Below are 13339 nucleotides of genomic sequence, written 5' to 3'. Positions count from 1 at the left end.
CTTGACGAAGAAAGTAACAGGCCAAATAGCAGGGCAACTTTAATTCTTCCATTCATCATTTTCTTCTTCCCAGTTGCCATATAGATAACATTTCCGGACCGGCTAAATCATCTTAGTTTTATCGACGCGTGACAGGCCATTTGAGTCGATTTCGGCCCATCGTGACAGGCAGAAATCGATCCATTGCGGCCAATCGCAGACGCTGGTGGACAAGTAAACTTTTATTATCCTGCACAGCTTTCGAGTTTCTGTAGTGTGGAAAACTGCGGAGCGCTTTCCGCCAGTGGTCACTCAGATTATCTCGCTTAATCTGCAATAAGCTCCTCAAGAAAGCGCAAACGGCCTGAGTAGTAACGACGGCCACGGTTCTCGTTCCAGCCTGAATACAACATATGCACCTCATCACGAGCACGTGTAAACCCAACATAGAAAAGGCGACGGCTTTCACGAAGATCATTACCTTGAACATTCGTCCAGTGAAAGGAACCTTCATCCAGGCCAAGCATGATTACCACGTCGTATTCGCACCCCTTTGCGGAATGGAGTGTCAACAAATTCAGCTGGTCGGGAGAACCGTCGCGCCCGCCGAGACGTGCCATATCTAGCTCTTGCAGGGTGCCGCCCTCCTGGAACGCTTGAGTCATCGCTTCCACCTGAGCAGCCTGGTCAAGCAAACTGGCATCGGTCGCAATTAAGTTATCAAGAAGCTCTTCGCGTATGGTGCTCACAAAGTAGAGAGCAGATCGGTTTTGTCTATGAGTCCACAGGAACTGAGTTAGCTTCTTACGTTCGACTCGAGCATTGTTGTCTGACAAGCGCAGGCGATGAAATGCCAACCACCGATCAATCAACCCATGTAAAAGAGGCGCCGTCTCACGCCACCCTCCTGCACACCATGCTGAACAATCCTCAATCCAGCTCGTAATAGCGCATTTTCGGTAAGGTGCTGAAGTGTCGACTCGGATAAAACTCAATCCTGCTTCGGCAGCTGCACTTGCGACTACATCCCCAATGCCCGCATTCCTATAAAGAATAGCTATGTCACCAACTTGTCGCCCCGGCTTGCTCGCCAAGGCAGCAGGAATGATTTCCTTGATCGCACGACTTGCTTGCTGTGTCAGCCCATCAGGGCACTCAACTATAGCAATATGCGCTTTCCTATCCGGATAGTAAGAACGATAACCTCTCAACTCGCCCAAGGCACGTTCAGATACCCGTACAATGGTCTCAGCGCAACGGTAGTTTACTTCCAATTTCACACATTCGACATCCGGTCGCTCAGCCAGCTCATGTAGCAGGCTAGAGTCAGCACCATTAAAACCATACACCGACTGGTCAGCATCCCCAACTGCAAACAAGCGAACTCCTCCGTCAAACACGAGTCGCTTAACGATGCGGTGTAGGCCTATACCCAGATCCTGATACTCATCAACAGCTAGCATTGGGAAGCGCGCGCTTACGAGCGGCAAGACCCAGTCATGCTGAGCTACTAGCCGTTCCCCGTAGATAACTAGATCCTCAAAGTCGACGAAACCTTCATGGTGCAACGCCTCTTCGTAGGCCTCGGCCAAGGCAGCAAGCTCCGCAACCTCTCGCCATGCTGGTGCTGTCCGATCAAAATGTACGCGCCGGTACTTATCCATATCCATTTTTTTGTAGGTGCGGGTTTCACCGAATAGACGGTTCCTGACCCTCGCGAACACCTGTTGGCAATGATCGGTGGTCGAAATAGTAATTGGATCGGGAAGACCTAAGTTCGCTAACTTCCCATATGGAATTAGCAGATGGCGAAGGCAGAATCCGTGTACCGTACCTATGAATAGACGCGACGACTCACGCAGGCCGAGCAACTCCATTCGTCGGGTAAGTTCACGCGTGCACTCCTGACTGTAGGTGATACAGGCTACTCCGCGTGGTGCTCGCACGTCCTCAGCCAGGACGCGTGCCAATTTGAGTACAAGCGTCTTGGTCTTACCGCTTCCAGGCCCGGCCAAGACAATGCAATGCCTAGTAGACTCATAGGCAGCCCACTGCTGATCGTTGTCGCGCAACTCTCTGGCCTGCGCAAGATAAGCGGTGCTTACGCTACGCAACGGCATTGCGAATATATTCCAGTGCGCGTTGAAAATAAGCGGGACAGGAACGGGCTGTGACGAAAGGCGCAAGCATTTGCGCAAAACGACCTTTACCTATCCGTTCAATCCGCGATAACAGCCTAGTACTATCTAGGGTGTCGGGATTCGCAATCCAACTATCCAACATGGCTTTTGACTTTTGCCGAAGTTCCCACTCACCTTCGAATATCTCTTTCATAGCTGCACCGAGACCCGAGGTAAATAGCTCGATTTCCAACGTACTATTATTGACGAAATAACCTACTTCCTCAGCCAAAGCAAGTACTTGGTCATCCTCTAGATTGTCGAGGTCGCCATCATCATCTGCAAGCTCAAGCAAACTGATGATGCGCTGCCTAGCAAGCGCGCTCTGTCCTTCAATTGGATCAAGGTCGGTCAAAATAACGTGTGGAATATCAAGCCCGCTGGCTCCAACTAGTTTTATGTACGGAGCGAAGTTGGTTCCGCTTACGGAGCATATAGAGATTCCCAAGACGTCTAGATGAATACCCAGCGCCTCGGCAAATGCCGGGATCAGAAATCGCTCTGCGTCTCCCTCCACGAAAATAACACCACGGGCGAAAAAGAGCTCTCCACGAGTAACATCGATATATCGCTGAAGATCCTCTTCATCCCATTCGTTTAGGGGCGCCTTGGCGGTAGATGTAGCGATAGTCGCGCCGGCATTGTGGCGCAAAAGTACCACTGATCTTATAGGAGCCACGCTGGCAATATGCGGTGAATGAGTGGTCAGAATTGTAGTGAGATTTAAAGTTTGCTTGTTATCGCCAGCCGGCTCAGCACCGAGAAAATAGCGATAAACCAAGCGCTGCACATGGGGGTGTAGATGCGCCTCAGGCTCCTCAATAGCGAAAAAAGTATGGCTTCGCTCGCCCTTGAGGACCAACCGGTCAAGCTCCAAGCTTTTCAAAGCCATAAAAATCAAATTCGCAGTGCCTAGGCTGGCATCTCCTATGGTACGTACGCCATGATCAATGAGAATACGAAGACTTCGGAGTAAAGCATCTACTCTCGTTGGGGCTAAGCCTAATTTTATAGGGACAGTGTGCTTGCTCCCCACTATGTCTAGCAATCGCTTACCGATTCTCTCTGCGGTGCGAACTACCTCGTCACGATCAGCAAGATCAGTCTGTGCCTCACTTACCATTTGCTGAATTTCTTCACGAGCATCGGCATCGAGATCGGAGGTCAGTTCCTCAATCAACGGCCGCAGCGGAGAGCGTCTCCAGCTGGAAAGATCTTTCTCTGCGTCGCGCAAGGCCGCTTGCACATCAAGCGGCATTTGGCGCCGCTGCATCGCTCCAATTGAATTGTCTTCATCGTCGCCACCAAAAATCAAATACTCGTAGTCCGAAAGGCTTTGTGGGGCATCTCCATTCAGTGCGGCCTTGGGCCTGAACCTGTAAGTAATGCGCGCGACGGTTGGCGGACCGATATCGATCAGACTATCGGCCAGAACGGCAATCAAATCTGGATCATCATCGAAGTCCGTTAGTTCAATCGAAACTTCGACTGTAGCACCCAATTTTTCGTCACCAAGGCCATCCCAAAAGTGCTCCAGTCCAAGCTGTCTATCAAGCTCGGAAAGCCCAGGATCCAAAACTAGTTGTAAAGCTCGAAGGAAATTGCTCTTGCCTACTTTGTTCTCCCCAACGATGACAATACTCTCGCCCGTATCGACATCAAGAGAACTGAAATTGGCAAAATTCGTGATGCTCACTCGTGATATATGCATTTAATCCCTTCCTAGCTTCACATTATGCATCGAGCCCAACGCATTTCCCTGCTTGGACATCAGTATCAGCGACTCAATCCAAAACGCCGGTGGGATCGGAAGCTGATGGTGACGGCAGACAACAAAGATCACCGGCCAGAATCTAATCTGCAAAAGGCTCTCGAAAGCTATACCCATACCAAAAGCTTCGATTATGGTTGCAAGGATCTGCCCCCCCATTCGTCCAGGTTTAGACTGCAAAGCGCTAGGCTATGGTCGTGGGCCCTAGAGGAAAGCCGTAACAAGCATAATTTGAGCCGCGTTATTGTATGCTACGTATGTAGTCCCTTGATTTGCTTCTAAGGCTGACCTCAATATTTGTAAACTGTTGATTTATACTGTCTATAAAAGAAAATATTTTGGGCTCAAGCATCATCAACACTTCCTCAGTTGGCTCTTCTACAGCTATCCCCAAAGAGTGGAAGTACGCCAACATATTCCTGCAATGCTCTTCAATTGATCGTATATCACCGGGAATAAAGTTTGCTTGAGTTTCTGCGATCTGCCTTTCAATACTGTTGATAATAATATCGTATGACTCGGAGGGAATGAAATATGCCTCAGCCGATAGGGGGAATAAAAAACCATAGTATTTATTGGCGTTGAAATTTTCTTGCCTTATGCCAGAGTTTTGTTGCGCTACCAGCCCCGAAGTAAAAGCTTTGAATTCAGAGTGCTTTTGAAAATGTCGGTTGTTTTTTTCTGCCTTTACAGAATTTACATAAGTCAATATGGCGGTTGCCGCTCCGATTGCAGTGAATGCATACGTTCCAAACTCAACGCCGATTTTGAAGATCTTTATAGGTTCTTGAAAAGCTTTTGCAGCGAAATCAAAACATCCAGGTGAGAAACAAAATTCTAGAGAGTTATTATGAGCTATTAATAGAGTCAAAAATATAGATATGAGTGTGATTGCGCACAAAACCGTTGCAGAAAAAACGGTTATTAAAAAAAAGTATCTTTTATAGTTCATGTTCAGCTTTGCTTTTTGTCGGAGTTAGCACTTTCAATTCCGCCCATATTTTTTTTGCTTCATGCTTATAAACCCTCTGCAATAATATCAATCTGTGCCGAAGGCGATGATATCGTTTCATGTAAAGTGGGGTACTACAAAAAACGTCGTAGTCCCTCATTAAAGTAGAAAGCATAGTGAGGCAGCGCCGAATATCTTTTTGGGACGGAAGGGGCAATATGGATTTTAGTTCTAGTCGATGTTTTTTATATCTCGGGTGTCCTGTGCGCGCCAGCTTATTAACTCGACCAGATATGCTTTCATAACGTTTTCTATAGTCAAAGCTCGTCCTCGCATTGGGTTCTCGCGAAAGAATTTTGAGGTTGTTGACCGCAGCCCGGATCGCCCTGATCTCATCTCGCGGAAGCTGGGGGGTTTCTTTGTTAACTCTCAGTCCATGAATTTTGAAAGCGGTTGTTGAAATTGACTCTATACTTGTTTTCGCTTCGTTTACTTTGAATCCTGCGTGCTCAATCATTGATACAATAGTGAATTTGGCTTTATTTAAATCTTTATCCTGTATCGATGATGAGACAGTGATATCATCAGTTAATCGAGTGTAACTTAGTTTTTGCCGCTCTAGTCCTTTAACGATCTGTCCTTCGACGTCAAAAAAACACAAGTTTGCTATAAAGCTAGATGTCGGCGCTCCTTGTGGTACAACTCCCTCTCTAGTGCAAATATCTGCTAGTGCTTCAGATACTTCGTCGGAATAAAAAAATAACTCATTGAAAATTTTATATACTAAATCATAATCTATAAAGTCAAAAAATGAAGTTATATCAATTTTTAATATCGTCTTGGCTTTACAATGTTGTTGTGCGCAGGATATATAATCCCGTGGGTGTTCTGGATCAGAAATTGAACCGTAAAGGTACGTAGGGTATCTGATTTGATTGAATAGCCTGTTTTTTATTCTGCGCTGAAATTTCCTTACGAGTGGATGAGGGTCGAAAACGATCCTGTCATCTCCATTCTTTTTTTTAAGATGTAATGGCGTGTATCGATTTTTTTCTTCTAAATTTTGAATGCTCTCATACTCGGCCTCACTAAGGCCTAGTGCCGCAAGCAAATTATCTATTGAAAAAATTGATTCATTGGTGGTTTTCTTGGGGGCATATTCATCCATGCTGCTTGATGATCCTTTAATGTATTAGTCCGCTGCCTTCTCGCGAAGGAAAAGAGCAGAGATGCGTACGTTTGAGCAACCCGAAACTGGCTTGCCTCTACCCTACGAGCGGAGCTAATCATTGAGATGGTATCGTCGGTGCGGATTGGTTCCTTGCCGCCGCCAGCCCACTTGGTAATACCTAAAATCAGGCACCACCGCCGTTTCCATTTAAGGACACAGCAAGGTATCTCGGGATTTTCTGCTCAAGTGCAACATATGAGCGAAACGCTCATGCCAAATTGACATTACCGCATTCATATTTTCTGTTCAATTGGCTTTTTATACCTTAAGTGAATAACAGGGCGGTTATTCCAATCTTATTAGGTTTTCGAAATTTTAAGAGAGCCGCCATCAGACTCATGCCTGTCGTCGGTCGTCCGCTTTTGGCCGACAGTAGCCCCCTCGTGACAGACCGCCGGCCAGCCAGTGAGCCACTCCGACCCTATCGGTGAACAAAACCAAAACACCCCGCACTTCAACCAAAGGCGGGGCGTTCTCTCCAGCATCACTTCACATCAATCACATCGCCGTATGAAAAATCTGCTCAATCTCATCCTGATTGGCAGGACGCGGATTGGTAAAGCCGCAGGCATCTTTCATGGCATTGGTTGCCAGGGTCGGAATATCGTCAGCCTTCACACCCAGCTCAACAAGCCCACTCGGAATCCCCACATCCGCAGACAGTTTACGGATGGCCGTGATAGCCGCCGCAGCGCCCTTCTCCGCATCCAGTTGCTGAGTCTCAACCCCCATCGCATGAGCGATATCCTTAAACCGGGCCGGACATACGCTGGCGTTGAAGCTCGACACATGGGGCAGCAGGATCGCGTTGCACACGCCGTGAGGCAGGTCGTAGAAACCGCCCAGTTGGTGCGCCATGGCGTGCACGTAACCCAGCGAAGCATTGTTGAAGGCCATGCCGGCAAGGAATTGCGCGTAGGCCATGTTTTCCCGGGCGGTCATGTTGTCACCCTGGGCAACGGCGGTGCGCAGGTTGGCCGAGATCAATTCGATGGCTTTGAGTGCACAGGCATCGGTGATCGGCGTGGCCGCCGTCGACACGTAGGCTTCGACGGCGTGGGTCAGTGCGTCCATGCCGGTGGCGGCGGTCAGGCCCTTGGGCATGGCGGCCATCAGCGAAGGGTCGTTGACGGATAACAGGGGGGTGACGTTGCGGTCGACGATGGCCATTTTCACGTGGCGGACTTCGTCGGTGATGATGCAGAAACGGGTCATTTCACTCGCCGTGCCGGCGGTGGTGTTGATGGCGATCAGTGGCATTTGTGGTTTGGCGGATTGGTCGACGCCTTCGTAGTCGCTGATGTGCCCACCGTTGGCGGCGCACAGGGCAATGCCTTTGGCGCAGTCATGGGGGGAACCGCCGCCCAGGGAAATAATGAAATCACAGTCGCTGCGAGCCAGCAGCTCAAGGCCCTTTTCCACGTTGCTGACGGTCGGATTCGGTTTGGCGCCGTCAAACAGAGTGGAGTCGATGTCTTGCTGGGCCAACAGGCCGGCGACCTTGGCCGCCACGCCGGCTTTGGCCAGGCCAGCATCGGTGACGATCAAGGCTTTGCGGAACCCGTACTTGCGGATTGCGAGCATCGCCTCGTCGAGGCTGCCAATGCCCATCATGTTCACGGAAGGAATGAAGAAGGTGCTACTCATGATAAATCCTCTTTTTATTATGGAGACACGGGAGTCAGTGAGGTTTTCTACTCATCTCGCAGGTGATGCGGCGCCTCTTGTTGTCATCGTTGACGATCACAAGGCTGAGCCTAAACCTATGGCGTCAGACCGAAATGGTCCTTTAGCGGGCATTGACACCTCCTTTAGTACTGGAAGCAGGGCTTCACCATTCCATGGGGGGCGGCAGCAAAATCTGACTTGCGCAGACCCAGCCCCGCACGGATGGTTATGATGGTTCGCTGAGCAACAACCCTCACCGACTCTCCTGTGCAGGAACTGATCGGGCTGTCCGTCAGCGTGTTTGTTCTCGGGTATCTGCCCTGGGCCTGCGGTCGCCCTTCTGTTTACCGGGCACTGGCAAATTCTCATCTTCGTAGTGGCGATGCTGGCGGGTATGCATGTGTTTTCCAGCCTGGAAGGCCGGCGCACGTCTTGATGGGGTTTGACCCCGATTTTTACTGAACGCAACTCAAGGACGGCTTCATGGAACAACTCCAACCTCGTGGCACTGATGCGGACGGTTATATCCTCACCGTGTCCAACGTCGAGACGCAGCCACAGTTTCAGGCTTTGCTGACGGACGTTTGCATGACGCTCGCGCGGCCGGAACCTTTGCTGGACGGGATTTATCTTTATGGCAGTGTCGCGAGAGGCGACGCCGTGCCGGGGGTTTCTGACCTTGACCTAACCCTTATTCTGCACAGCCCACCTACGTCGCAGGATCTGGAAATGCTGGAGTCGAAAAGGCGCACGCTGGAAAGTCGGCATGCCGAAGTCACCAAGATCGATTTCGATATCGGTAGTCGTGCTGAAGTATTGGCACCTGACAATCGATTGAGCTGGGGGTATTGGCTCAAGCATCACTGTCGTTGCTTATGGGGCGATGATCTGACCCAACGCTTCGACCGGTTCAAGCCGTCGCGCGCTATCGCCATTGCCGTGAATGGTGACTTTGAATCCGTGCTGACCCGGTATGCCGACCTTATCGACCAGGCGACCACACCGACGCAATCGCTACGCTTGCAGCGAGAAGCTTCGCGCAAACTCATCCGGTCAACTCAAGTGCTTCGCTCTGAACAGGACCTGATGTGGCCGCAAACACTGGAAGAGCTTGTCGAGCAGTTTGTTCAGCATTACCCGAGTATGAGAATGCAGATCTCTTTTTTCTTGTCCCAGGCAAGGAACCCGGATGCCAAGCCAAAGAAATTTACGACTCAGCTCCATCATTTTTTGACCTGGATGGCTACACAAACCGGTTGAGTCCATAACGCGCCTATGAAATCAGGGGCGATTCATGTACCTACAGACGGGTTATCACGCATGCCATTACCGCGAAATTCGATATCCATAACCTGTTGGCTGCTCCGTGGTGTTACTGAATTGAGTGAGTCATCCTAAGCGTTCCTGGATCATCATCGGAAGATACGCTTCCAAGCGACAACAGGCTTTGGATCAACTTCCGCTGAATGACCGATACCCCTCTTCTTATTGATGAGTATCAGCCTCCTCTGCGGGGTAAAACTCGCCCTCCTTCCCCATTTTTTTCAGCCGTTCGCGCACAATTACCTCGACGCTGGCTACGGCGGTTTGATCGTCAGGGTTGACCAACTGCAAGCACAGGCGTTGGACATTCTGATCGTGGGTGCCCTCGCTCATCATCTCGTGGGTGAAGACCTGTTCGCCACGCCATAGGCATAGCTGGGTATGCGTCTCGCCAAGCCATATTTCGTTGATTGATCGAAGGTCGGTGGTCGCTAGTTGATCGACGGTGATTGTCTTATCCATTGCGCTGTACCTTACCCATGAGTAGATACAGGTAGACTTGCCGGCATAGCGGGTCGTTCCACGCGTTGGCAGTTCAACCGGGCTAATGGTGGTTAAGCACGTCCCGGTTGGAACCAGGCCAATTGACGATTGAAGGCGGACAGTGCGAGCCATCACGAACAAAGTAGGTGGTCGCTTTGGCAGTCCATCGGTCGTATTTTCTATTGATCCTAACGCAGTGAATTGGGCGGACGTTGGGGTACTAATATCAACGTAGAATTTGGTAGTTATAACCATTTTTAGGGGGTGGGTATGCGTAATTTAAAAAGCCCGAGATTCAAAAAAATCAAGCCTCTAATTGCGATAGTGTTGATCGTCGTGATCGCAGGATTTGTGCTGAGGTACTACGAGGCAAAGGATGAGGCTAATATTGCGTTTCAAGAGTATTTACGCTCAAACCAACAGATCGCTACTCAGGTAGGCAATGTCGCTTCCTTAACATTGCTGAAGCGGTTCACATATTATAAAAGTGACACTGAGCCAGGTTTTCATCAGTACCTTTACTTGGTCAAAGGCGAGCATGGGAGCATGACTGTAGAAGTCAGAAGGATCGAGGGGAGTTCGCAGATTGTGATCAGTGATATACAGCAGTAGCAGTGCTGTTGAAGGCAGTAAGGAAGCTGAATTAATGCCTGTTTTGATTCTGGACTGGCAGTAAACACTGGTCTTGGCTTGCCAGCCATCTTTGAGGTGCCGGACAGATTGGAAGCTCATGCTTTGCGTACCGGTCTTTGTCGGATGGGTGAGCGCGTGTTTTCCATGCCCACTCTCCGCGGAATTAGCGCGGTAGTTAAGATGGGGCAAATCGGCTCTAATTTTGTAGAGCATTGAAAGACTGCTTTTGGCCGATTGCAGCCCCTCGTAACAAGCAGCTTCTGGCTTATCCCCCCTAAAGCCCCACCCAACACCGCCGATAACCTCCTACCACCAACCACCCCCCGCTCCCCCACACCCGATTCGCTCCCCGCATGCCCGTATGGCACGTCGCATGCTTGCCTCACCCCGGCCCGTCCACATGGAGTACGAGTGAATGCCTGCCCAAGCCCGTTTCATCGAGCACTACCGCAAAGCCGACCGCATCATGCTCGCCCTGATCTGGCTGATGACCCTCTTCTCCCTGGGCCTGGCGTTCTGGCACGACACGCTGCTTCAAGCGCTCTTCATAGGCGGCGGCACCAGCGTGGTGCTGACCCTGGCCTATCGCGTCATCGGCGGCACCCGCCTGATGCGTTGCGCCCTTGGCGTTGGGCTGATGGTGATGGCGGCGTTGCACATCAACCAGGCCCAGGGTGTCATCGAATCGCACTTCGGTATCTTCGCGCTGCTGGCGGTGTTGACCTTCTACCGCGACTGGCTGCCTATCCTGGTGGCCGCCGTCACCATCGCGGTGCACCACGTGGTGTTTCATGCCTTGCAGCACCAGGGTTTCCCGGTGTTTGTGATGGAGCATCACGGCGGCTGGAGCATGATTTTCGTCCACGCGTTCTACGTGGTGATGGAGACGGTCGCCCTGCTCTACCTCGCGGTGCACAGCCAGACCGAAGCGGTAGAAAGCCAGGAAATGCTCGAAAAAATGCTCGCCGTCACCACGCAGTTCAGCGGTGAGGCCGTCAAGGGCAGTCCGGAAAAAGTGCATGTCTCCCTTGCCACCCGTTTCGATCACTTTCTGACCCAGATCACCGGCCTGATCGACGGCGTCGCCCGCGACTCCCACGGCCTCGGCCAACTCGGCCAGGAGCTGGCTCACGCCAGCGGCACCCTGGAAAAAGGCGCGCGCCACCAACTGGCGGAAATCGCCCAGATGACCGGTTCCATGCAGCGCATGGAAGATGCCATGGGCCATATCGCCGTGCACGTGGAGCATGCCGTCGAGCACGCGGGGCAAGCCAGCCAGCAGATCATCCGTGGCCAGGAAAGCGTCGGCCGTGCCCAGCTGGAAATCACTCAGCTCGCCACCCGCCTCCACGACACTAACGAGACGGTCGAAGGGCTGGCCGTGCAGGCCGAACAAATCGGCTCGGTGCTGGAGGTGATCAACAGCATCGCCAACCAGACCAACCTGCTGGCCCTCAACGCCGCCATCGAAGCCGCCCGCGCGGGTGAGCAAGGGCGCGGGTTTGCCGTGGTCGCCGATGAGGTCCGCAGCCTGGCGCAACGCACGGCGGTGTCGACCCAGGAGATCAAGACGATTATTGAAGGGTTGCAACACGGCAGCCGGCAAGCGGTAGAGGCCATGCACGACAGTCGCCAGGGCGTGGAGCGCTGCGTGGAGGACAGCCAATTGGCGGTGGAGATGCTGCGGGCGGTGGGCAATGATATTTCGCAGATCGACCAGTTGAATGGGCGGATTGTGTCGACCACCCGTGAGCAATCCACGGCGAATGTGGAGATTGTCGGGCGGCTGCAGTCGGTGCAGAGCATCGCGCAGAATACGGCGCAGGATGTGGAGACGCTGGCCAGGAGCAGTGAGCGGTTACCGCCGATTGCGGTGCGGCTGGATGCGCTGGGGCGCCGGTTTCATCAGTGAGTGGGAGCATCGGCCGGTGCTTGATTCAAGCCCTGCTTCTGACGCGGATTGTTAGTCCAGGCGTGAGCGTCGCTACGGGCAGATCGGGTTTCAATCAAATGAATCGGGCCCTTTCTGCTCCTTTATTTGGACGTGGCGTGTTCATTTTGAGCGTGGGCCGGATAACGCATAGCGGCTTGCCTCTTCCATCAAGTCATCGCACATCGGATTGGCTTTGAGCATGTACGCAGCCGGGTCGATTATCGACAAGCCAAGCGATGTCTCTTCTGTGGCAGATGCCCAAACTTCTCCCATTGGCCTGACAATCTATTTCACTGCCCTCGCAGGTGCGTAGGGGTTGATTTACCGCTACCTTCCCTGGAAATCTTGCAAAGAGACGATGCACATGGATGTTGAATGGGCGCATGCCATCGAAGCCGCAGAAAGCGAGTACTTGTGTTCCCGCGTTGAGAGCTTGTCGCGGGTTAGTGGAAATCCTTTTGGTGCTCGTGTGTTTTTCAATGGGGCCTTTCCGTGCTTTCAGGTGAAGGCAACACCTAGCCCGATGTTCAATCGTATCTACGGTGACAGCACCGGCAACCCCCTTTCACTGCTGAGCTTGCTCAAGGAGTCAGCGGAGTATTCAACAGTAACGCCCCTTATCGGGAAAGCCTCGACGTTGGAGCAATTCGCTTTTGTGGGTGAGGAGCGATTCGAGCGTTTGAGGGGGTGGACGCATCTGCAGCTTGCGTGCCCCATCGAGGATGCGGTGTTGACCCCCCAATTATTCAACATCGAAGAGGCCACTTCAGACTCTCTCCCGGAGTTCGCGGCAGTTCATGCGAGTGGCTTTCATACCAAGCCAGAGCATCGTCAGTTGAGCCAGGCTTGTTTTGCAGGACTGATGTCGAATGAACGCCTGAAAATCTACGTCCTTAAAGCTGATGGGCAAGTCGTTGCAGGCGCGTTGATGTACCTGGCCAGCAATGGCGTTGCCTACCTGGGCACGGCTGCCACTCGAAAAAATGCACGAGGCTTGGGCTATCATGGAGCGCTGATATCTCACCGGATAGAGCAAGCAAAGAAGCACGGCAGCCTGGTGATTGCTGCAACTGCGCTTCCAAGTTCACAGAGTCGCCGTAATTTGCAGCGCATTGGGCTGGCGGCGTCTCATGCTCAGGCGCTGTACCGCTTGGCAGATGGTTGAAACAGATTCGTAATCTACCTT

At 51.8% G+C, this 13339-nt stretch carries 9 protein-coding genes and 1 pseudogene; 4 read left to right on the top strand and 6 right to left on the bottom strand.

The annotated features are described in order from the left end of the window. Window positions 1-305: 305 nt before the first annotated feature. From HX839_RS20000 to yiaY, 5 genes are all read right to left on the bottom strand, one after another. The gene (locus HX839_RS20000; RefSeq protein ID WP_177067586.1) at window positions 306-2099 is read right to left on the bottom strand and encodes an ATP-dependent helicase; all 1794 of its coding nucleotides are present in this window, start codon (window positions 2097-2099) and stop codon (window positions 306-308) included. After that, window positions 2086-3870, bottom strand: a complete 1785-nt coding sequence (locus HX839_RS19995; protein WP_177067585.1) for an ATP-dependent endonuclease — start codon at window positions 3868-3870, stop codon at window positions 2086-2088. Before HX839_RS19995 ends, HX839_RS20000 begins: the two co-directional genes overlap by 14 nt. A gap of 301 nt (window positions 3871-4171) precedes the next feature. After that, a complete protein-coding gene (locus HX839_RS19990) occupies window positions 4172-4882 on the bottom strand; it encodes a retron Ec48 family effector membrane protein (protein ID WP_177067584.1) in 711 nt (236 codons plus the stop codon). Further along, window positions 4872-6050, bottom strand: a complete 1179-nt coding sequence (locus tag HX839_RS19985) for a reverse transcriptase family protein (protein ID WP_177067583.1) — start codon at window positions 6048-6050, stop codon at window positions 4872-4874. The genes HX839_RS19990 and HX839_RS19985 overlap by 11 nt, the downstream gene beginning before the upstream one ends. Window positions 6051-6611: 561 nt before the next feature. Beyond that, window positions 6612-7760 (bottom strand): L-threonine dehydrogenase, encoded by a 1149-nt coding sequence (gene yiaY, locus HX839_RS19980; protein WP_076016933.1) that lies wholly within the window; start codon window positions 7758-7760, stop codon window positions 6612-6614. A gap of 328 nt (window positions 7761-8088) precedes the next feature. On the opposite strand from yiaY, the pseudogene HX839_RS31655 reads away from it, so the two are divergent. Together HX839_RS31655 and HX839_RS19975 are read left to right on the top strand one after the other, a co-directional pair. Continuing rightward, a pseudogene (locus tag HX839_RS31655) lies at window positions 8089-8217 on the top strand (DUF6691 family protein); the annotation flags it as partial. A 47-nt stretch (window positions 8218-8264) separates the two neighbouring features. Next, window positions 8265-9041, top strand: coding sequence for a nucleotidyltransferase domain-containing protein (locus HX839_RS19975; protein WP_177067582.1), 777 nt, complete (start codon window positions 8265-8267; stop codon window positions 9039-9041). Between the two features lie 225 nt (window positions 9042-9266). On the opposite strand, the gene HX839_RS19970 is transcribed toward HX839_RS19975, so the two are convergent. Then, window positions 9267-9566 carry a hypothetical protein gene (locus HX839_RS19970; RefSeq protein ID WP_177067581.1) on the bottom strand — a complete coding sequence of 100 codons (300 nt, stop codon included), beginning with the start codon at window positions 9564-9566 and terminating at the stop codon, window positions 9267-9269. 1069 nt (window positions 9567-10635) lie between these two features. Here HX839_RS19970 and HX839_RS31755 point away from each other — a divergent pair. Then, a complete protein-coding gene (locus tag HX839_RS31755; RefSeq protein ID WP_177028430.1) occupies window positions 10636-12132 on the top strand; it encodes a methyl-accepting chemotaxis protein in 1497 nt (498 codons plus the stop codon). 385 nt (window positions 12133-12517) lie between these two features. Continuing rightward, window positions 12518-13318, top strand: coding sequence for a GNAT family N-acetyltransferase (locus tag HX839_RS19960; RefSeq protein WP_177036103.1), 801 nt, complete (start codon window positions 12518-12520; stop codon window positions 13316-13318). The last annotated feature ends 21 nt before the right edge of the window (window positions 13319-13339 follow it).

The organism is Pseudomonas sp. I8001 (genome assembly GCF_013385345.1).
GTDB lineage: Bacteria > Pseudomonadota > Gammaproteobacteria > Pseudomonadales > Pseudomonadaceae > Aquipseudomonas.
Note: the sequence above shows the minus strand (reverse complement) of the source record. Positions and strands in the feature narration are given on the sequence as shown.

What these genes read in the sequence shown, in the direction of transcription:
- HX839_RS20000 (WP_177067586.1), bottom strand. Translation starts at nt 2,099, where the DNA reads ATGCCGTTGCGTAGCGTAAGCACCGCTTATCTTGCGCAGGCCAGAGAG.
- HX839_RS19995 (WP_177067585.1), bottom strand. Translation starts at nt 3,870, where the DNA reads ATGCATATATCACGAGTGAGCATCACGAATTTTGCCAATTTCAGTTCT.
- HX839_RS19990 (WP_177067584.1), bottom strand. Translation starts at nt 4,882, where the DNA reads ATGAACTATAAAAGATACTTTTTTTTAATAACCGTTTTTTCTGCAACG.
- HX839_RS19985 (WP_177067583.1), bottom strand. Translation starts at nt 6,050, where the DNA reads ATGGATGAATATGCCCCCAAGAAAACCACCAATGAATCAATTTTTTCA.
- yiaY (WP_076016933.1), bottom strand. Translation starts at nt 7,760, where the DNA reads ATGAGTAGCACCTTCTTCATTCCTTCCGTGAACATGATGGGCATTGGC.
- HX839_RS19975 (WP_177067582.1), top strand. Translation starts at nt 8,265, where the DNA reads ATGGAACAACTCCAACCTCGTGGCACTGATGCGGACGGTTATATCCTC.
- HX839_RS19970 (WP_177067581.1), bottom strand. Translation starts at nt 9,566, where the DNA reads ATGGATAAGACAATCACCGTCGATCAACTAGCGACCACCGACCTTCGA.
- HX839_RS31755 (WP_177028430.1), top strand. Translation starts at nt 10,636, where the DNA reads ATGCCTGCCCAAGCCCGTTTCATCGAGCACTACCGCAAAGCCGACCGC.
- HX839_RS19960 (WP_177036103.1), top strand. Translation starts at nt 12,518, where the DNA reads ATGGATGTTGAATGGGCGCATGCCATCGAAGCCGCAGAAAGCGAGTAC.